The organism is Rhodococcus sp. MurmanLake-1 (assembly GCF_056945715.1).
The window spans coordinates 201,187-221,906 of the sequence record NZ_JBWZNF010000001.1 but is presented as its reverse complement, the minus strand read 5'-3'; the positions used below and the strand labels follow the sequence as shown (position 1 = coordinate 221,906).

Annotated in this window: 16 protein-coding genes; 2 read left to right on the top strand and 14 right to left on the bottom strand. The window is 64.1% G+C overall.

Annotated features, from left to right (window positions below; translation table 11 throughout):
• Window positions 1-3 precede the first annotated feature (3 nt).
• Window positions 4-996, top strand: a complete 993-nt coding sequence (gene meaB, locus AC2ETI_RS00910; protein WP_003945003.1) for a methylmalonyl Co-A mutase-associated GTPase MeaB — start codon at window positions 4-6, stop codon at window positions 994-996.
• A 61-nt stretch (window positions 997-1,057) separates the two neighbouring features.
• On the opposite strand, the gene AC2ETI_RS00905 is transcribed toward meaB, so the two are convergent.
• The 14 genes from AC2ETI_RS00905 to AC2ETI_RS00840 all read right to left on the bottom strand — a co-directional run bounded on the left by AC2ETI_RS00905 (window position 1,058) and on the right by AC2ETI_RS00840 (window position 17,947).
• On the bottom strand, window positions 1,058-2,005 hold the full coding sequence (locus tag AC2ETI_RS00905) for a sulfite exporter TauE/SafE family protein (RefSeq protein ID WP_019748438.1): 948 nt from the start codon (window positions 2,003-2,005) through the stop codon (window positions 1,058-1,060).
• 230 nt (window positions 2,006-2,235) lie between these two features.
• Window positions 2,236-3,270, bottom strand: coding sequence for a nucleoside hydrolase (locus tag AC2ETI_RS00900; protein ID WP_259120881.1), 1,035 nt, complete (start codon window positions 3,268-3,270; stop codon window positions 2,236-2,238).
• Window positions 3,263-3,739, bottom strand: a complete 477-nt coding sequence (locus tag AC2ETI_RS00895) for an OsmC family protein (protein ID WP_019748441.1) — start codon at window positions 3,737-3,739, stop codon at window positions 3,263-3,265. Before AC2ETI_RS00895 ends, AC2ETI_RS00900 begins: the two co-directional genes overlap by 8 nt.
• Before the next feature lie 31 nt (window positions 3,740-3,770).
• Complete coding sequence (locus AC2ETI_RS00890; protein WP_483633457.1) at window positions 3,771-5,084, bottom strand: CoA transferase; 1,314 nt, start codon at window positions 5,082-5,084, stop codon at window positions 3,771-3,773.
• Window positions 5,085-5,102: 18 nt separating this feature from the next.
• Window positions 5,103-5,981, bottom strand: a complete 879-nt coding sequence (locus AC2ETI_RS00885) for a 3-methyladenine DNA glycosylase (RefSeq protein WP_092764013.1) — start codon at window positions 5,979-5,981, stop codon at window positions 5,103-5,105.
• 3 nt (window positions 5,982-5,984) lie between these two features.
• Window positions 5,985-7,073, bottom strand: coding sequence for a hemolysin family protein (locus AC2ETI_RS00880; RefSeq protein ID WP_003944826.1), 1,089 nt, complete (start codon window positions 7,071-7,073; stop codon window positions 5,985-5,987).
• Window positions 7,066-8,448 (bottom strand): hemolysin family protein, encoded by a 1,383-nt coding sequence (locus tag AC2ETI_RS00875; RefSeq protein WP_019748444.1) that lies wholly within the window; start codon window positions 8,446-8,448, stop codon window positions 7,066-7,068. The genes AC2ETI_RS00880 and AC2ETI_RS00875 overlap by 8 nt, the downstream gene beginning before the upstream one ends.
• A gap of 311 nt (window positions 8,449-8,759) precedes the next feature.
• Window positions 8,760-10,196 (bottom strand): GuaB1 family IMP dehydrogenase-related protein, encoded by a 1,437-nt coding sequence (locus AC2ETI_RS00870; RefSeq protein ID WP_042919784.1) that lies wholly within the window; start codon window positions 10,194-10,196, stop codon window positions 8,760-8,762.
• Between the two features lie 3 nt (window positions 10,197-10,199).
• Window positions 10,200-11,081 (bottom strand): DMT family transporter, encoded by an 882-nt coding sequence (locus tag AC2ETI_RS00865; RefSeq protein ID WP_020907757.1) that lies wholly within the window; start codon window positions 11,079-11,081, stop codon window positions 10,200-10,202.
• 4 nt (window positions 11,082-11,085) lie between these two features.
• Window positions 11,086-12,588 (bottom strand): DEAD/DEAH box helicase, encoded by a 1,503-nt coding sequence (locus tag AC2ETI_RS00860; protein ID WP_003944962.1) that lies wholly within the window; start codon window positions 12,586-12,588, stop codon window positions 11,086-11,088.
• A 62-nt stretch (window positions 12,589-12,650) separates the two neighbouring features.
• Window positions 12,651-14,108, bottom strand: coding sequence for an NADP-dependent phosphogluconate dehydrogenase (gene gndA / locus AC2ETI_RS00855; protein WP_483633456.1), 1,458 nt, complete (start codon window positions 14,106-14,108; stop codon window positions 12,651-12,653).
• 217 nt (window positions 14,109-14,325) lie between these two features.
• Window positions 14,326-16,293: a DEAD/DEAH box helicase gene (locus tag AC2ETI_RS00850; protein ID WP_084325946.1), complete on the bottom strand. Its 1,968-nt coding sequence runs from the start codon at window positions 16,291-16,293 to the stop codon at window positions 14,326-14,328.
• A gap of 261 nt (window positions 16,294-16,554) precedes the next feature.
• Entirely contained in the window at window positions 16,555-17,508 is a 954-nt protein-coding gene (locus AC2ETI_RS00845; RefSeq protein WP_003944922.1) for a M56 family metallopeptidase, read from the bottom strand.
• 25 nt (window positions 17,509-17,533) lie between these two features.
• The gene (locus tag AC2ETI_RS00840; RefSeq protein WP_003944876.1) at window positions 17,534-17,947 is read right to left on the bottom strand and encodes a BlaI/MecI/CopY family transcriptional regulator; all 414 of its coding nucleotides are present in this window, start codon (window positions 17,945-17,947) and stop codon (window positions 17,534-17,536) included.
• Window positions 17,948-18,138: 191 nt separating this feature from the next.
• Between AC2ETI_RS00840 and AC2ETI_RS00835 the strand changes: the two genes are divergently transcribed.
• Window positions 18,139-20,712, top strand: coding sequence for a bifunctional lysylphosphatidylglycerol flippase/synthetase MprF (locus tag AC2ETI_RS00835; RefSeq protein ID WP_483633455.1), 2,574 nt, complete (start codon window positions 18,139-18,141; stop codon window positions 20,710-20,712).
• Window positions 20,713-20,720: the final 8 nt, after the last annotated feature.

Sequence of the window (20,720 nt, the reverse complement as noted above, 5' to 3'; positions counted from 1 at the left end):
AAGATGGCACGTCAGCCCATCGACATTGATTCCCTCGCCGAGGCGGTACGCGGGAATCAGCGTGCCGGCCTCGCTCGGGCGATCACCCTCGTCGAGTCCACTCGCGACGACCACCGGGCCCTTGCGCAGCAGCTTCTACTGAAGTTGCTGCCCGAGGCCGGGGGAGCGCACCGGATCGGCATCACCGGCGTTCCCGGCGTCGGCAAGTCGACGTTCATCGACGCGCTCGGAATGTACTTGCTGGGCAAGGGACATCGGGTTGCGGTGTTGGCGGTCGATCCGTCGTCCACCCGCACCGGCGGCTCGATTCTCGGCGACAAGACACGCATGGCTCGGCTCACCGTCGAACCGAATGCGTACATCCGGCCGTCACCGACGTCCGGCACGCTCGGTGGTGTTGCCAAGGCAACCCGAGAGACCATCGTGCTTCTCGAAGCTGCCGGTTTCGACGTCATCCTGGTGGAGACAGTGGGTGTCGGCCAGTCCGAAGTCACTGTTGCCAACATGGTGGACTGCTTTACGTTCCTGACCCTCGCTCGTACCGGTGATCAGCTCCAGGGCATCAAGAAGGGTGTCCTCGAGCTCGCAGATCTGGTGGCGGTCAACAAGGCCGATGGAAAGCATGAGCGCGAGGCAAAGGGTGCTGCCCGCGAATTGGCCGGAGCGCTTCGCCTGATCTACCCGCACGACGCCATCTGGAAGCCGCCCGTCATCACGATGAGCGGCCTCGAAGGTGTCGGGCTGGACGAGTTCTGGGGAACTGTCACCAAACACCGTGAGGTGCTCACCGAAGCAGGACAGTTCGAGGAGAAGCGTCGCAAGCAACAGGTCGATTGGACCTGGACGATGGTCAACGATCAGCTGCTACGCAGGCTCTCGAGCAACGATCGGGTGCGTGCGATCCGGGCCGACGTCGAGCAGAGCGTGCGTGACGGTTCGCTGACAGCAGCGTTGGCGGCGGGGCGAATTCTCGACGCGTTCGACGGAAGCAACTAGGGCGAAAAAACAAAATCCCGGGTATCCGACAGCGGATACCCGGGATTTCTTCTGTGACGAGCTATCGTTCGCGTTTGACCGCAGGCTCGGTGAGTTCGTTCTCGACAGCGAGTTCGACTCCCGTGAAATCGCCTTCTGCCTCGGCTGGGGTGAGCGTGGACCGCTTCCACGCGTAAAACAGCAACGCTGCCCACGCGCCGAGAATGGCCAGGTAGCCGGCCACTGTGACCGCCCCGGTGATGTCGAAGGATTTGAACAGCTTCTGTGCGTTGGTCAACACGATGACGCCGCCCACCGCCGTTCCGAGCAAGGTTGCAGGCACGCGGCTGACCAGCCACGCCGCGAACGGGGCAGCGATGACACCGCCGAGCGCGAGACCGGCGACAACGAGGAGGTTTCCAGCAGACTCACGACCCAATCCGACAAGAAATCCCAGCGACGCGGCTGACGCGACCAGAAACTCCGAGGCGCTGACCGAGCCGATCACGGTGCGCGGCGCGGTCTTGCCCCGCGAGAGCAGCGTGCTGGTGGTGATCGGACCCCAACCACCACCGCCGGATGCATCGATGAAACCACCGAACAGGCCGAGTGGGGACAGGAAACGTGCAGTGTGCGGAGTGGTACGAGCATCCGCGACGGCCGGTGGGCGGACCGAAAAGCGAAGTGCCACATAGATACCGATGGCCAGCAGGATCGTCGCCGTGATGGGGACTGCCGCTTCGGTGGACAGACCCGATAGCACGGTTGCGCCGATGAATGCACCGACTGCGCCGGGCACACCGAGCTTGGCGACGAGCTTCCAGTCGATGTTCTTGAACTTCCAATGCGACACACCCGAAGCGAGGGTGGTGCCGACCTCGGCCAGGTGAACAGCGGCGCTGGCCTGAGCCGGACCGAGGCCACCGATCATCAACAGAGTGGTTGCGGTGACACCGAAGGCCATACCGAGGGCGCCGTCGACGAGCTGGGCGCCGACGCCGACAAGGGTGAACAAAAGAAGGTTGAACATGAGAAGACAGACTCCGAGCGAAGAAGCGACAAAGTCAGGGGTGCAGGCAGCGAGAATCGCCGCTCAGCAACACGCCTGATCGAAGCATGCGCTACGACGAGTGGGCCAGAACGCCATCAATCCGAGCGCAAATGCCGGGGAGGCATCGTGGCTGGAAATCTGCACGTCAGGTCCTTTGTTCTCGTTCGTTGGTGTTCTGTCCATGCGAGCATAGCCGGTGCCCGGCTCGGTCAACCCACGACGCGGGCGTAATTTCCCACTCGGTGGACAAGTCGATCAAAGAATTCCGCCGGATCGGTGCTGATCGCGATATCCGCGTTGGGCTCACGCTTCCAGTGCCCGACCCAGTCCGCGACCGTCGTTCCGATCAGCAGTGGACTCTCGGTTTCGACATCTACCGTTGCCGGCTTCAGCGTCGCCAAGCTCGGATCGAGCGCGACGGCAGCAGCAAAGGGATCATGCATGTGAGCAAGAAAGCCCTGGTCGTATTCACGATGGAATTCCATGTAGAACCGGATCGCGTCGGACATATGCCTGATCACGCTGTTGGACGCGGAACTGCGGACGTCGGGGCCGTCGTCAGGGGAGATGATCTCTTCCGGAGTGCTCCCGGCAGCGTCGGCGAGCCGACGCACATGTTCGGGGAACATCTCGATGGATTCGGTGACGTTGAGGCCGCAGATGATCGGGCGCCGGTGCGCGGGTACGACGGAGAACGCGTCGAACACCTCCTTGGCGGCGTGCGGATCCACCGAGACGTTCCACTCCGCGGTCGGCGTCGTGTTGCCCGGATAGTTGAACGACCCACCCATCACGACCAGTCGCTTCAGCAGAGACGGCAGATCGGGTTCACGTCTGATCGCCAGCGCAAGGTTGGTGAGCGGCCCCGTCACCAATCCGGTGAGTTGTCCGGGGTACTCACGCACGAGATCCACCCAGAGGTCGGTGGCCGTTCGGACCGAGCGCTTGCGACCCGAATCGGGGAGGACGGCATGGCCGATCCCTTGCGGACCGTGAGTCTCCTCGGTGGTGCGCAACGGGATGACCAGTGGCTCGCGGGCGCCGAGTGCAACCTCGATGTCCGGGGCGCCGCAGAGCGCAAGCCAGTTCAAGTTGTTGGCCGCGACCTGTTCCACCGGAACGTTGCCGGCGGTGCTCGCAATCCCCAGAATCTCGGCTTCGGGGCTGGCAAGGAGATAGAGAAGCGCCAACGAGTCGTCGATGCCGGTGTCGACGTCGACGATGAGCTTGTGCGTATCACTCATCGGTGGCCACCAGGATCGTCGGTGAATGCAGGACAGGGAAGTTGACCGACCGAGCGATGAAGCACTTCGTGTGTGCGGGGCCGTGAAGCTCCTCGGCCTTCTCGACCATCGACGCCTCCGCGACCAATACCGTCGGATTCAACGTCACTTCGATGAACTGGCCGCCGCCATCGGATTCCTCGATCATGCTGCCGACCGGCTGATCGCTGTAGTCGAGAACGACGACCCCAGCGGCAGCTGCCAGACCGAGGTACCAGAGCATGTGGCATTGGGCGAGGGAGGCAACGAGCAGTTCCTCGGGGTTCCATCGCTGCGCGTCACCGCGGAACGAGGGATCGGAGCTGCCGAGAAGTTCCGGCTTTCCGACCGCGGATATTGCATGATTGCGCGAATATCCCTGCGTGCTGGACGTTCCGGTTCCCAGATCGCCCGTCCACTGAAGGTCGAGTGTGTAGGTATGTGACTTCACAGGTCCATCTTGCCCTGAATGTGCCGGTCCCTCAGTGTGCCCACTCCGCCCGATCCGATCCCCACGGATGGGATGGTTCGGGGTAGTCCTCGAACTCTGCCAGCGCGGGTCGTGCGGTGGTCACGTCGGCATGGTTGACAACAGCATTCAGGCCGGGAGCGGTCGGTAGACCGGGATGGACGGTTCGGCCGGGTGCGTCGAGAAGACGGGCGCCGGTGCTGGCCAATGACACGTCGACATCGCGGCCACGGCCGTCCTGCGAGCGCAGCGTCAACGCGTCGAGGATCCCAGCTGCCAAGAAGTATCCGGTCGAGTGGTCGAGGGCCTGCGCTGGAAGTGCGCCCGGTTTCTCGCCGCCCTCGAGGAACGAGATACCGGATGCGGCCTGCACGATGCTGTCGAAGCCGCGGCGATTCGCCCACGGACCTTCCCATCCCCATGCGCTGACGCGCCCGTGAATCAGGTGGGCGGGAAGATCCTGCCCGATGAGTGCTTCGAGTGCGCCCGGACGGTAGCCGGTGACCAGTACGTCTGCGGTGTCGAGGAGTTCGCGGAATGCTGCCGCTTCCGCCGAGGACTTCAGGTCGAGAAGCGCCGACCGCTTGCCCTGGCCACTGTCGAGGTGCTGCCATCCGATCTCGGGGATCGCCGGAGGGTCGATCCGCAGAACGTCAGCGCCGACCAGCGCGAGGGCACGGGTCGCGACCGGGCCGGCGATGACGCGGGTCAGGTCGAGAACACGTGGGCGCGTCGGATGCGTGCGGGGTTTTCCCTCGTCGCGTACTCGGATGGATACCAGAGGCTCAGACCTCGCAGCTGCGCACTGCTCACTCAGGCGCCACTCGGTCTCGGTACGAACACGGACCACGATGGCGCCGATCTCGGCGGCCTGCTGCTCGATCTCGATGGCGCTGAGTTCGGATATCCGTTGCGCCACTGCATCTTTAGGTGATCCATGGTCGAGTTCGAGGATGGCGAGCAGGCGGTCGCGATGGTGTGGATAGTTGCCGTGCGTGCGGACCCAACCGTCGCGGGCGGCAAAGAACCCCGAGTATTCGGAGAATCCGTTGATCGGTTCGCCGCCGATCCGGAACAGTCGATCGCTCGAGAAGGACGCGGCGATGCGCTCGGGATCGAGGGTCCAGTGTCCGTCGCCCGGGCTGGTTGACCGATGAATTGCCGAGGCGAAGGCCGCGACTGAGCCTGCAGCGAGGTCGAACACCGGCAAGTGCGCCGCAAGGAAGCCCGCCGAGTCCGGGCATTCGATGTGGCCGCGTCGGTCGTCGGTGTGCACCCCGACGTCACGTTGGTATTCGTCGAGATAGAACCCGTACCCGTGATCCATGTGGCGCCTTTCGGCAGTTCAGTGGCCGAGAAGCTCCCGGCACTTCTCTGCCAGCGTATCGCGGAGCGGCGCAGCACGATCCGCCAACTGTTGTTGCTGACGCACGTATTCGGCGCGGCCCGCCGGAGTTTCGATACGAATGGGGGAGTACCCGTACTCGGCGAGGTCGTATGGGCTCGCGCGCATGTCGAGTTCACGGGCCAGGAGCGCGTGTTCGAAGCACCGCATCACCAGATCGGAATCCACGAGTGGCAACAACTTGAAGCTCCACTTGTACAGATCCATACCCGCATGCAGGCAGCCCGGCTGTTCGTGATCGATCTGAGTTTCGCGTGCAAGCGGGAGCGAGTTCTTGGGGGCCGCGTCCGGTGTGAAGAACCGGAACGCGTCGTAGTGCGTGCATTTGAGTGGCAGGGATTCGACGACCGCGTCGGTACCGGCGAACCCGAGCCGCAGCGGCACTGACTGGTGACGGATCGCGTCCTCGCCGCCGCGATAGACCATCGCCCATTCGTGGAGGCCGAAACAGCCCAGCACAGCGGGCCGCGCCGACGTCTGATTCAACAGATTCCACACGAATTCGACTGTGTGACGCCGACGCTCCAGCACGGAGGCCTCGACCGTCGCGGTACCCGATTCGTCGACGCGGTAGCCGGAGAAGGCTGCGTATTCGCCGGCGTTCTCGAGTGCGACTCCGTACCCGGGGTGCCAGCGGCGCAGTTGCGCGGGCTTGAAGTTGTAGTACGTGAAGAGGAAGTCGTGCACCGGGTGAGAGATACCGGCGCTACGACGCGCTCGGTGCGGCTCGACGAGCTTCTCCACCTCCTCGAGGTGAAGTGCCCGCCGAGCCGTCCACTCGCTCTGTGCGAGTGCGAGTGAATGCACCGAACGTGTCATCGATCAGCTGTTTCTTTGTCCGGGAACAGCATCCGTGCCGCGGTGCGTGCCGTCGCGAACCGTTCCGACGTACTCCTCGAGCAGATCCTCGAGCGCGACGATACCGATCACGACTCCGTCGGCGTCCGTGACTGCGCCGAGGTGCGAGCTGGCCCGACGAAGGCCGGCCAACGCTTCGGCCAGCGGCGTGCTGAGCGGAACGATGGGCAACGGGCGGATATCCGATGTCGGAACGACGGTGTCCGGCCCGGCAGCTTCGTCGAGCACCTCGTCGAGCACATCCTTGAGGTGCACGTACCCGGCCAGCGATCCGTCGCTCGCTCGGACCGGGTAACGCGAGTATCCGGTCTCGATGACCGCACGCTCGATCTCACCCAGTGTTGTTCCCGACGGCGTGAGGGGAATGGTCCGCACCTTGTCGAGGGTGATCAGGACCTCGGAGACGGTGCGATCTGTCGATTCGAGTGCCTGCTTCAAGCGCCGGTGTTCTTCGGCGTCGATCAGACCCTCGGATCGCGATTCACCGATCATCGCGGACAACTCCACCGCCGAGACAGTGACGTCGAGTTCGTCCTTGGGCTCGACGCGCAGGAGCTTGAGCACTCCGTTGGCGCAGAGGTTGTAGAACGCGATGATCGGGCGAGCGATCTTGATGAACGCCAGATGCACGGGAACGAGCAGCATGGCCGTCTTCTCGGGGCCCGCCAACGCGATGTTCTTGGGCACCATTTCGCCGAGGAGGATATGCAGCACGACGACCAGCGAGAGCGCGATCGCAAACGAAATCGGGTGTAGCAATCCGTCGGGAAGGCCGACGGCTTCCATCGGCACCTCGAGGAGATGCGCAATGGCGGGCTCGGCGACCTTACCGAGCAGGATCGAGCAGATCGTGATGCCCAGCTGAGCTGCCGCAAGCATCAGCGAGAGGTTCTCACCGGCCTTGATGACCGTGAGTGCCCGCTTCTTACCCTGCGCGACAAGTGCCTCGAGGCGGTCGCGTCGTGCGGAGATCAGCGCGAACTCCGCACCGACGAAGAATGCGTTACCGGCGAGCAGCACGACGGTGAGGAGTACACCGAAGAGGTTATTCATCGTCGGACTCCTTCGTGTCGTCGTCTGCGGATTCGGGTTCGACATGTGCCGGGACCGGCGTGATGGTCACTCGGTCGATACGACGGCCGTCCATACTGGTCACTCGGGCGATCCACTTGCCGCGGGAATCACCGGACGAGTCGACGTCGGGCAATTCCACTTCGTCACCCTCGTCGGGGATTCGGCCCAGTTCGGTGAGCACCAGACCGCCGAGCGTGTCGTAGTCGCCTTCGGGCGCGGTGTACCCGGTTGCCGAGGTGACCTCGTCGATGCGCAGGAGACCGGAGCACGACCAGCCGTCGCCGACGCGCTGTACGTCGAGTTCGGGTTCGTCGTGTTCGTCGCGCACATCACCGACGATTTCCTCGATGAGGTCTTCCATCGTGACGATGCCGGCTGTTCCGCCGTATTCGTCGACGACAAGCGCGACCTGCATGCCGTCAGAGCGGATCCGCTCCATGACGGTGTCTCCGTCCAGGCTCGACGGCACGACGGGAACACGTTGAGCCAGACTGTCGACGCGCGTCGTGCGCCTGCGCTCGGCCGGAACGGTGAACGCGTGTTTGATGTGTACGACGCCGACTGTGTCGTCGAGATCGCCGCGAACGACGGGGAAGCGCGAGTAGCCAGTTCGCGACGCCGTCACGATCAGGTCTGCGACGGTGTCCGAGAGTTCCAGCGATTCGATCTTCACTCGCGGAGTCATCAGCTCTTCTGCGGTGCGGTCACCGAACTGCAGCGAACGGTCGACGAGCATCGCCGTGCCCTTGTCGATGGACCCGCGCTGCGCGGACGTCCGCACGAGGGACCCGAGTTCCTGCGGTGATCGCGCCGAGCGCAATTCTTCCGCGGGTTCGATGCCCAGGCGTCGCACGATCCAGTTGGCGGTTCCGTTGAGGCCGTTGATGGCCCACCGGAAGATCAGCGAGAAGCCCGCCTGCAGGCCCGCAGTCGCGCGGGCGGTGGGCATCGGCTTGGAGATTGCGAGGTTCTTCGGTACGAGCTCACCGAAGATCATGGAGAACGAGGTCGCAATCACGAGCGCCAGGATCAAAGACGTTGTCGAGGCAGCGGATTCGCTGAGCCCGACGGCCTTCGTGACCGGAGTGATGAACCGTGCCAGGACCGGCTCGGCCAGGTAACCGGTGATCAGGGTTGTGATCGTGATGCCCAGCTGAGCGCCGGAGAGCTGGAACGAGAGAGTCTTGTGCGCGTGTTGAACCTGCCGCGAGCGTCGGTCGCCGCCACGAGCAGCTTCGTCGACGGTGCTGCGTTCGAGCGCGGTCAGTGAGAATTCGGCCGCCACGAAGAGGGCGGTGCCTGCAGTCAGCGCGATGAAGCCGACCAAGCTGAGAATGGTGAAAACGATGTCCATGTGTCATCGCCACCTGAGGTGTGCACGGGGGCCGCCGGGTTTGTCTCCCGGCTCGCTAGAGGAGCCCTCCGAACCAGCGGAATCAGACGATTCCTCGGATAAAACGACGGGTGTAGCGCCGGGTAAGTGTGTGGGTGCCTCGGGCACCGGGTTCCTCTCGTCGGAGCCGAGTATTTCTCGGCTGTAGCGGGCTCGGTCGGGTCGCCGATGGGCACCCGACCGAGTTTTGTTTCCTGTTTACGGATCCAATGATACCGGCGGGTGCCCGGGAGTAGGGACCCGAGCACCCGCCGACTGTCATAAAACGTGGTTCACCAACCAGACGGAAGCGGCCGTCCTTCGGCGAATCCGGCGGCGGACTGCACTCCCAGAACTGCCTTCTCGTGCAGCTCCTCGAGTGAGCGCGCACCCGCGTACGTGCAGGTACTGCGTACGCCGGAACAGATCTGATCGATCAGGTCCTCGACTCCGGGGCGCTCGGGATCGAGACGCATCCGCGAACTGGAGATGCCTTCCTCGAACAATCCCTTACGGGCGCGATCGAAAGCCGTTTCGGTGGCGGTGCGAGCGGCAACAGCGCGCTTGGAGGCCATACCGAAGCTCTCCTTGTACGCGTTGCCCGCCTGATCGACTTTGAGATCGCCGGGGGACTCGTACGTGCCGGCGAACCACGAGCCGATCATGACGTTCGACGCGCCCGCTGCGAGGGCGAGTGCAACGTCGCGAGGGTGGCGAACGCCGCCGTCGGCCCAGACGTGCTTGCCGAGCTCGCGTGCTGCTGCAGCACATTCCGCGACGGCCGAGAACTGCGGGCGCCCGACGCCGGTCATCATGCGAGTCGTGCACATGGCTCCGGGCCCGACGCCGACCTTGACGATGTCCGCGCCTGCGGCGATCAGATCACGGGTTCCCTGTGCGGACACCACGTTGCCTGCAACCAACGGGACGCCGAGGTCGAGCGCCTTGAGGGTGGTGAGCGCATCGATCATTCTCTGCTGGTGACCGTGAGCCGTGTCCACGACGATCACGTCGGCACCGGCGTCGACGAGTGCCTTGGCCTTGGCGCCCACGTCACCGTTCACACCGACCGCCGCAGCGACCCGGAGTGCGCCGCGCTCATCGACTGCGGGGTCGTAGATGCCGGCACGAATCGCGCCGGTGCGAGTGAGGACGCCGGCGAGGGTTCCGTCCTCGTTGACGATGACGGCCAACGGATCGTGCTTGGTTTCGAGCAGTTCGAAGACCTCACGCGGTGTGGCGGTGACCGGGGCGGTGACGAAGTCGGTGATCGCGACGGTACGTAGGCGAGTGAACCGATCGACATCCGCGCAGGCAGCCTCGGTGACGACACCGAGAGGCTTGCCGTCCTCGACCACCACGACTGCGCCGTGTGCACGCTTGGGTAGCAGCGCCAGCGCATCGGAGACGGCGTCGTCCGGACTCAGCGTGACCGGCGTATCAGCGACGAGGTGGCGGCTCTTGACGAACGCCACGGTCTCGGCGACAGCGTCAGTGGGGACGTCCTGCGGAATGATGACCAGTCCGCCGCGGCGGGCGACAGTCTCCGCCATGCGGCGGCCGGCGACTGCGGTCATATTGGCGACGACGACGGGAATGGTCGTTCCGGATCCGTCGGAAGAATTGAGATCGACGTCGAACCGAGAGGTGACCTCGGTCCGGTTAGGGACGAGGAAGACGTCGTCGTAGGTCAGGTCGTATGGGGGGCGTTGCCCTTCGAGGAACTGCACGTTTCACGAGCCTACCGTCGATTCCGCCGTAGCGCCCTCGGTATCGCGCGCTTGTGAGCGGGAGAGGGCGATCGTGGTCATGATCATGACGGCGACGGCGCACCCGATGAGAGCAATTCCGGGACCGTCGACGCGGAGGCGTTCGTCGAGAACCGTCATCCCCAGGAAGATGGCCGCGATCGGCTCGCCGATCGTCAGGGCAGGTAGCGACGCCGACAGAGGCCCGACCTGGAAAGCGCGCTGTTGGAGGTAGACCCCGATTGCGCCCGAGGCGATCAGCGCCCACGTCTGCCATGCCGAAATCACCCCGACGACACCGTGCCCGAGTAGGTCGGTGACGTACTTGGTGAAAGCGACGGCCACGCCGTAGAAGATTCCGGCCGCAGAGCCGAGAAGCAGAGCGCGCCAGCCACCGTCGAGTTTGGACAAGCCGCCGATAGTTGCGACCACGGCCACTGCGACCGTGATCGTCAGGGGCACAGCCCAATCCGACCACGGAGCGTTGCTGTCTCCCTCGGTGGGATCGCCGACGACGAGGAAGATCGCCAAGGAAATCGCGAGCATGATCGCCAACGACCACGCAGAACGGGTGATGCGAATTCCCGAGAACCTGGCCGAAAGTGGCAGCGCGAACAGCAGCGAGGTCACGATCAGCGGCTGCACCACCAACACCGAACCCAACGACAGTGCAACGGCCTGCATGACGTAACCGCCGCCGTCACCGATCAGCCCGGCCCACCACCGAGGACTGCGAATCAACGACGCCACCAACGCCTCGCCCTCCGGAACCGCAGACGCGGCGCGCTGCTGAGCGACGGAGGCACACGCGAAGAGAAGCGCGGCGACGAGTGCGCAGAGAACAGAGATCAGTGGAAGATCACCCATTCCCTCAGTGTGCGCGCTTGCCCGCCCGATTTCCGGCAGACGGCTTTCCTGCGCCGGGTGCGCCGCGACGCGGGGTCAAGCCCTTGGACGCCAGACGCTCCGAACGGGTCGGGACCGGAGTGCCGTCCGCACGGATCTTCTTCACACTCTTCGGATCGGTGACGCGCCGCGAGGAAGCGGCGCGCTTGTCGCCGTCCTTCTTCATCCGGCCTCCGGCAGCGGTCCGGCCTGCAGTGTCGTGTTCCTGACGGCCACGCTTGGCGGTGTGCTTGACGGCGACCGTCGTATCGGGAGCTTCGACCGGTATGCCCGTCGGCTCCATCGCACCGGTGATGCGCGTGAGCTCCAGATCGTCAGGACGAACCCGCACGCCGTGAACCTTGATGCCTGCCTGCTTGGTCAACTTCTCGACCGAATCACGTTCTTCGTCGGTGACGATGGTGACGACGACGCCCGATTCCCCGGCGCGTGCCGTCCGGCCGGCCCGGTGCAGGTAGTCCTTCGCCTCCGCCGGGGGATCGACGTGAACGACGAGCGTCACGTCGTCGACATGGATTCCGCGCGCGGCGACATCGGTGGCGACCAAAACCGGTGTTGTCCCGTCGGAGAACGACGCGAGGGTCTTGGTCCGGTTGTTCTGCGTCTTGCCGCCGTGCAGGGCGCCGGCCGAGACACCGATCAAATGCAGTTGCTGCGCAAGACGATCCACTCCGTGCTTGGTCTTGACGAACATGATGGTCCGTCCCGCCCGTGAAGCGATATGTGCGACAACGGATCTCTTGTCGTCGCGGTCGACGAAGAGCAGGTGATGCTCCATGGTCGAGACCGTGGCAACCGGGGGAGCAGTCGAGTGCGACGCCGGATTGCGCAGGTAACCCGCGACCAGATCGTCGACCTTGCCGTCGAGTGTTGCCGAGAAGAGAAGGCGCTGACCGTCTTTCGGTGTCGTGTCGAGAATCTTCGCAACCTCGTCGATGAAACCCATGTCTGCCATGTGGTCGGCTTCGTCGATGGTCGTGATCACGACGTCGTCGAGAATCACCGACTTCTGCTCGAGTAGGTCGAGTAGGCGCCCTGGGGTCGCGATCAGGAGATCGACGCCGCGGGCAAGGATGTCGGCCTGACGCTTGATCGGAACGCCACCGACCGCATTTGCCACACGCAAACCGATCTCGGTAGCAGCGTCGTCGAGTGCCTTGTGGATCTGGATCGCCAGCTCACGGGTGGGAGCGAGCACCAAACCGCGCGGACGATTCCGCTTGCTCGCCCCACCCTTGAGGCGCACCAGCATCGGAAGCCCGAAGGCCAGAGTCTTTCCGGAACCCGTCGCGCCGCGCCCGAGGACATCCCGGCCGGCAAGAACATCGGGGATGGTTGCCGACTGAATGGGGAAGGGGGCATCGATGCCGCTACGGCGCAACGCGTGCACCATCACGGCGGGGATTCCGAGGTCGACGAACGAACGCCCTTCGGTCGAGGTGGGCGAGTCGATCGTCGATTCCTGCATTTGTCCAGGCTACCGGGTATCGGTAGACGCAGATGACCGCATCTACCGATACCCGCTGTGAATCAGGCCTCGATTTCGCTGCGGTCACCGCTCCACAGTGTGTGGAACTTGCCCGGCTTGTCGATGCGCTCGTAGGTGTGCGCGCCGAAGAAGTCGCGCTGCCCCTGAGTCAGAGCGGCCGGCAGACGCTCCGCGCGGAGACCGTCGTAGTACGAGAGCGAAGACGCGAACGCCGGTACCGGAATGCCGAGCATCGTCGCGGTGGCGACCACACGGCGCCAGCTGTCGATGCCTGCCTCGATGGCCTCACGGAAGTACGGCGCCAGAATCAAGCTCGGAAGGCTCGGATCCGCGTCGAACGCGTCCTTGATGCGGTTGAGGAACTGCGCACGGATGATGCAGCCACCGCGCCAGATCGTCGCCAGGTCGGCAGGCTTGAGGTTCCAGTCGTACTCGGCGCTGCCGGCAGCGATCTGATCGAAGCCCTGCGCGTACGCCACGATCTTCGACGCGTACAGCGCGGCCTGGATGTCGGCGGCGAACTGCTCGGCGTCAGCAGGCTTGTCGCCGAGAGAGCCGGCAGCCAGACCCTGCGCCTGAGCTGCGGCGCGCTGATTGCGGCTACCGGACAGTGCGCGAGCGAAAACGGCCTCGGCGATACCGGTGACCGGCACGCCCAGATCCAGAGCGGACTTGACCGTCCAGCGGCCCGTGCCCTTCTGCTCGGCAGCGTCGACGATGACGTCGACCAACGGCTTGCCCGTCTCGGCGTCGACCTGGCGGAGCACCTCGGCGGTGATCTCGATCAAGTAGGACTCGAGCGTGCCCTTGTTCCACTCGGTGAAGACGTCTGCGACCTGACCGGCGTCGTAACCGAGTGCGTCGCGGAAGAGGTTGTACGCCTCGCCGATGAGCTGCATGTCGGCGTACTCGATGCCGTTGTGCACCATCTTGACGAAGTGACCGCTGCCGTCGGGGCCGATGTGCGTGCAGCACGGGGTGCCGTCGACGTGAGCGGAGATGGACTCGAGAAGCGGGCCGAGAGCCTCGTAGGACTCCTTCGGGCCGCCGGGCATGATCGACGGACCGTTGAGTGCGCCTTCTTCGCCACCGGAGATACCAGCGCCGACGAAGTGCAGACCGCGGGCGCGGATCGCTGCTTCACGACGGATCGTGTCGGTGTAGAGCGAGTTGCCACCGTCGATGATGATGTCGCCGGGCTCCATGGCGTTCGCGAGCTCTTCGATCACGGCGTCGGTCGGGGCGCCGGCCTTGACCATGATCAGGACGCGTCGCGGCTTCTGCAGTGCGGCAACAAACTCCTCGACGGTCTCGGTGCGCACGAAATCGCCCTCGGAACCATGCTCGGCGATCAGGGCATCGGTCTTCGCGATGCTGCGGTTGTGCAGGGCAACGGTGTGACCGTGGCGGGCGAAATTGCGGGCAATATTCGAACCCATGACGGCCAGGCCGGTGACGCCGATCTGAGCTCGGGATGATTCGGTGCTAGTGGTTGACATACTTACAGCTTTCCCTCTCGGTCCGCGGCTGTGAAATCCTGCGCTGTGCGCAGCCGAAAACGGTGCGGCCGCGACGCGCGTGAACATCAGACCGTGCATACAAAACACGGATGCAGATCACTTTAATTGCAGTGACCTGCATCCGTCTCGATACAGCTTCCGGCACAGCCGGAAGGTTCTCAGTGTTCAGTTGTCGAGCCGCAGCTCAGCGCAGGTATTACCGCTGATCGCGCTTCGGGCCGTCGAATCCGTCATAGCTACGACGGTCGGTGCGGCTGCGGAAGCCGCCACCGCTGGTCGAGGCTGCACGGTTGTCGCCGCCGTCGCGGTTGCCCTGGTAGCCACCGGAAGAGCGGTTGCCCTGGTATCCGGTCGAGGGGCGGCTGTCGCGATCGCCGTACGAGCGGGTGTTGTCGCGGTTGCCCTGGTAGCCACCACCGGACGAACGGTTGCCCTGGTATCCGCCGCGGCTCTCGCCGTCACGGCTTCCCTGGTATCCGCCCGAAGAGCGGTTGCCCTGGTAACCCGTCGACGGGCGGCTGTCGCGGTCTCCGTAGGACGGACGGCTGTCACGGTTGCCCTGGTAACCACCGCTGGAGCGATCACCCTGGTATCCACCGGAAGAGCGGTTGCCCTGGTAGCCGCCGCGGCTCTCGCCGTCACGGCTTCCCTGGTAGCCACCCGAAGAGCGGTTTCCCTGGTATCCGGTCGAGGGGCGGCTGTCGCGGTTGCCCTGGTAACCACCGCTGGAGCGATCACCCTGGTATCCGCCGCGGCTCTCACCGTCACGGTTGCCCTGGTATCCACCCGAAGAGCGGTTGCCCTGGTAGCCGCCGGAAGAGCGGTTGCCCTGGTAGCCGCCACGGCTTCCGCCACGATCACCGAAGGAACGCTCGCCACGAGAAGAGCTCTCGCGCAAGGGTTCTCCGGTCGGCTTCTTGGCGCCGGTGATGCGAGCAAGTTCAGCAGAACCCGGGGTGACGGCAACGGCTGCGGCATTGACGCCGGCCATTCCGGTCAGACGCTTGAACTGACGCTTCTGGTTCGGCAGCACGATGGCGACAACGGTGCCCTTCTCGCCGGCGCGAGCGGTACGACCAGCGCGGTGCAGGTAGTCCTTGTGGTCGGCCGGGGGATCGACGTGAACGACGAGGTCGATGCCGTCGACGTGGATACCGCGTGCTGCAACGTCCGTTGCGACGAGGACCGGGGTGCGGCCGTTCTTGAAACGCTCGAGGACGCGGGTGCGCTGGTTCTGTGCCTTGCCGCCGTGAAGCGACTCGGCAGCGATGCCGACTGCGCGGAGGCGATCGGTGATTCCCTCGCAACCGAGCTTGGTGCGGGCGAACATGATGGTGCGTCCGTCACGGGCACCGATCTCGGCGAGGACGGAATCCTTCTGCCCACGATCGACGAGGAGGACGTAGTGCTCCATCGTGTCGACGCTTGCGCGGCCGTCTTCGGTGGAGTGTGTGACGTGGTTGGCCAGGAACTGACGAACCAGCGACTGGACCTCACGGTCGAGGGTTGCCGAGAACAGCAGACGCTGTCCGTCTGCGGGGGTCTCGCCGAGGATCGAGCGAACCTCGGGCAGGAAGCCCATGTCCGCCATCTGATCGGCTTCGTCGAGTGCGGTGATTTCCACCGAGTCGAGGATGCAGGTGCCCTGACGCAGGTGGTCGCCGAGACGACCCGGCGTTGCGACGAGGACGTCTACGCCGCGGCGAAGCTGATCGACCTGCTTGGCGAACGGCGTTCCACCGACAGCGGGACGAACCGTGAGTCCGAGTGCGCCGGCGTAGGAGTTGAGGGAGTCGACCACCTGGAAAGCAAGCTCACGGGTGGGGACGAGCACGAGTGCGCGGGGACGCTTGGCGGCCGGGCGATCTTCGTGGCGTGAGAGGCGAGTCAGCATCGGCAGGCCGAAGGCGAGGGTCTTACCCGATCCGGTCTGTGCGCGGCCGAGAACGTTGGTTCCGGCGAGCGCGTCCGGGATGGACTGTGCCTGGATGGGGGACGGGACGGTGATGGAGTTGCGCGCCAATGCGGCAACAAGCTGCTCGGGCAGGCCGATCTCGGCGAAGGTGATACCCGGCTCGGTGGCGACTGCTTCTTCGGCAGCGGGGGTGTTGACGGTGGGGTCTTCGATGTTCTCGGAAGACGACATTTGGACAGCGTTGGTCACGCGGAAACCTCTCCGGACTACGGGCACGTCGCGGAGCGGAAGAAGCCATGCTGAAATACACGACACAGTTCGCAAAGGGACGAGCCAGGGCACATGTCACCTGGCAATCCGAACGCATACTGCGGGGAATTGGGCTGTGTGCCGTTATATGTTGACGGACCACGATGGTGGCCGTGGTCCACTCTACGCCACCGGGGACACCGAAGTCAGGTAGCCCCGCCTGTGACCTGCACTACTACACGGGGTTGCGCAGGTCAAGACTCAGTATGCGTTGAAAAGCAGTCGAAGTTCGGTGAGCCAGGGCACAGCCACCGCAACCGTGGGAACCACGAGAATCGCGACCGCCCCGAGATACGCAAAAACTGCGATGCGGGGATCTGCATCGTCGGCCGAGAGGCGCTGCACTCGGATGAGCGTCGACGGGCCGCCCGCTGCCATCGCTCCGCGGGGTGCCGTCGATCCGGCACACGCGACAAGTGCCCGCGCGAGGGGAGTGGGACCGGTAGCCCGCACAGCTGAATCGTCGGCGAGCAACTCCACCAGCAGTTGTACCGATCCCAGAGCCGACTTGCTACGGACGAAACGGGGGAAGGCGTGGTTGACGGCCGTGAAAGCCTCGAGGACAAGATCGTGACGAGCTCGCAGGTGTGAACGCTCGTGGGTCAGGATTGCTTTGACCTCGGCATGATCGAGGTTCTGCAGAGTGCCTTGGCTGAGAACCACGCGTTGGCGCAGACCTGGCAGGCAGTATGCGATCGGTTCGTCCACGTCCAGCACCCGCAGATCGGGTGTGCGTTCCACCGACGCGGGCATGGCGCAGTCGTCGAGAAGGTCCACCAACACGCGGTGACGTGCACGGCGACGTCGGGTTCTCACAGCGACCTGGATTATCGAGAAGATCAGCTTCGCGCCGATCAGAAGCGTCAGGGCAAAAACAACCACGTACAGAATCCACAGCGGGAGCCCGAGTGCATCGATTTCGGCGGTCGGGGCCGTCGTCGGCCTACCGTCAGCGCCGGGAACGAGCAGCTGGCTGGCAATGGCCAGGCCCGAGCTGAATGCCGACAGCACCGCAGCAATTGCGACGGCTTGCCACAGAACCAACGCCGCGCGTGGAGCGCGGTAAGGCCACGTGGAGCGGCTCAGGAGTGCGGGAACCGGACCGGCCAGCAACAAGGCAAGCAGTCCGAAAACCAGTGCAGTAGTGGCGTTCATGTCCTACACATCATGCACGACGAAATCAGTTCGGCCTAGAAATTCCGGGCTGCGCAGCCTTTTTCGCGGACTCGCGCACCTCGAGGGCAGCGAGCGCTTCGCGGAGAGCATCGGCTTCGTCAGCATTGACCTGTCCCACGAAGTGGACGAGTGCCGCAGCGCGACCGCCGGACTCCGGGGCCTGGGCCAGCGCGTCGACCATCAGACTCGCGACCAGTTCTTCGCGCTTGTTGACGGGAAGATAGCGATGGGCGCGATCGTCACGCTGCTGAATCACCAGATGCTTCTTCGCCAGGCGCTGCAGAACGGTCATTACCGTCGTGTACGCCAATTCGCGATGCGTCGCGAGTGCTTCATGCACCTGTCGCACAGTTTGCGGTTCCGATGTGGACCACAAATGATCCATCACCGCGCGTTCGAGTTCACCTAGACCTGCCATTCTTCGATTCTACGGACTTCCACGACGAAATACGTACTACTGGTAGTAGTAACCGCCTCGGTGGGGGTGTGGTATTGGCCATAGTGATCTGCGTGACGGTTACGGTGGTGTGAGACGACCAAAGTCCCGACAATGACGATGCCCGATAATTGCAAGCCAACAGTCGATCCGCAGAAAGTAGCCGCACGTAGATGACGATCGACAGTTCGCCGGGCACCGAAGAATCGACATCACGGGCGCGGGTAGTCACGCAGAAAGCTGCCGGCATCATCCGTTTCGGCATTCGCGACGCACCCTTGACGGTCGTCCTACTTCTCACTATGTGGATACTGGGCGCCGCAACCGGCAGCCTCGTTCACGGACCGTCCCGCGATCTCGAGCACACGATCGGTGCGGGAATGGGCTCGATCCAGCACGGACATGTCTGGATTCCACTGAGCTCCGCGCTGTGGGCAGGAAACCTGCTCGGGTACATCGGCGCGAGCGTGCTCCTGATTGCGGTCGCTGCACCTCTCGAACGGCGGATGGGAACGATCAAGCTGGCGATCGCCGGCGCAAGCACTCAAATCTTGGGAGTTCTGCTCGGGCTCGGCTGGGCATCCTTCGTGAAAGTGTTCGACTCCAATTGGGGGTTCCGCCTCCATGTCGGCTCCGCTGTCGGCGCGAGCGCGTGGATCGTCGGCGCCGCGATGGCCGCCAGCTCGAACATGGGGACATTGTGGCGTCGCCGCATCCGCGTCGGAACCCTGGCTTTGACCATCACCTTGGCCTTGTTCAGTGGTCAGCTGCAAGATGTCATCCGATTCTTTGCCGCTGTGGTGGGTTTGGTGATCGGACAGTGGATCGTCGGACGATCGGCTCGCGGTGAACGCATCGCCGGGACACAGCGAGAGGGCCGAGTCCTGGTCGCCATCGTCGTCGCGGCAAGTGCGATCGGCCCGATGATCGCCGCGCTGTCCCCACAGGCGGTTGGCCCACTCGCCGTACTCCGCGATCTCTTCCGTGGTGTTCCCTGGACTGTCGCAGAAGTACGTGAGCTGTGCGCCGAATCCGCGTCGGATCCGGACTGCCGACGCGGCCTCCTCGAGCTGAGACTCTCGGGGATCGGTCCGACTCTGCTCTCGTTGATGCCGTCGATTTTTGTGCTGGTGTTGAGCGATGGGCTCCGTCGTGGCCGCAGATTCGCCTGGATTGCGACTGTCTGTGCTCAGGTCGTCTTACTCGTCCTCTCGATCGGGAACTTCGTCATCAGGTTCGTCGACGCCGTCGACAGCGACAGCTTGTTCTACGGAATCAGCGATCCGAACGTGTACCGAACTCTGGTGCCGTTCCTGACACCGCTCTTCGTGCTGATCCTGCTGATCGCCACACGTCGATACTTCGACGTCGCGGCCCCGGCCAAGACGTACCGACGTCTCGGTGCTGCGATCGTGACCTTGCTCGCGGTCCTCGCCGTGATCTACGTCGGCGGCGGAATGCTCGCCAGGCACGGGTTCGACCGCGAGCCCACGGTCACGATGCTGCTCGCGGACTTCCCACAGCGCCTTGTACCGCCGGTGTACCTGCAGTTGATCGACCCGCGCCTGCTTCCCGTGGACATCGAGTCGACGTTGCTCTTCGAGTGGACCGGCGTCGTGTTCTGGGGCGTTGCCGCCCTGTTGGTATTCGTGAGTTTCCTCAAGCCGGTCAAGACCGCCGATCCCAAAGCCGCCGAACGAGCGCGATCCATGTTGATCGCCGGTACCGGCAGCCCGTTGTCGTGGATGACGACGTGGAAGGGGAACACCTACTGGTTCAGCGCGGACGGTTCGAGTTACGTCGCGTATCGCGTCATCGCCGGCGTTGCTCTCACCACAGGTGATCCGGTCGGTCCTCCAGATCGCATGCGCGCGGCGATCGAGGGGTTCGCCGAGTTCGCGTCGTCGAACGGTTGGATTCCCTGCTTCTATTCCGTGACCGACGACGCCCGAACCATCACCGATTCGATGGGCTGGAGCGGTCTACAGGTCGCCGAGGAAACCGTGCTCGACCTGGGACAAGTCGCGTTCACAGGAAAGCGGTTCCAGGACGTGCGCACAGCACTGAACCGGGCGAAGAAGTCCGGTATCACCGCCGAGTGGATTTCCTTCCCTCATGCACCTCTCGCGATCAAGGATCAGATAGTCGCCATCTCGGAGGAGTGGGTAGCGGACAAGGGGATGCCCGAGATGGGATTCACCCTCGGCGGACTCGACGAGGTCGAGGACGAACAAGTGCGGTGCCTGATCGCGGTCGACGAGGATCGCACCGTGCACGGTGTCACATCGTGGCTACCGGTGTACCGCGACGGCAAAGTCGTCGGGTGGACACTCGACTTCATGAGGCGACGCTCCGAAGGGTTCCGTCCCGCGATGGAGTTCCTCATCGCTTCCGCTGCACTGAAATTGGAGGAGGAGGGCGTCGAGTTCCTCAGTCTGTCCGGTGCACCGCTGGCAACAATCGCCGGTGACTCCGAGAGGAATGCGAACGAACCGGAGGCCACGACTTTCTCGGCGATGATGGACAGCGTGCTCGACCTACTCGGTCGCACCCTTGAACCGGTGTACGGATTTCGATCGCTGCTGGCCTTCAAATCGAAGTTCCAGCCGCGATACGTGCCGATGCACATGACATTCGCCGATCCAGCCGCGTTGCCGAGCATCGGCAACGCGGTCGGACGGGCATACCTGCCGACCGTGACGATCGGTCAGGGATTCAAACTCGTTCGGACGATTCTGGGTCGCTGATTCGCGAT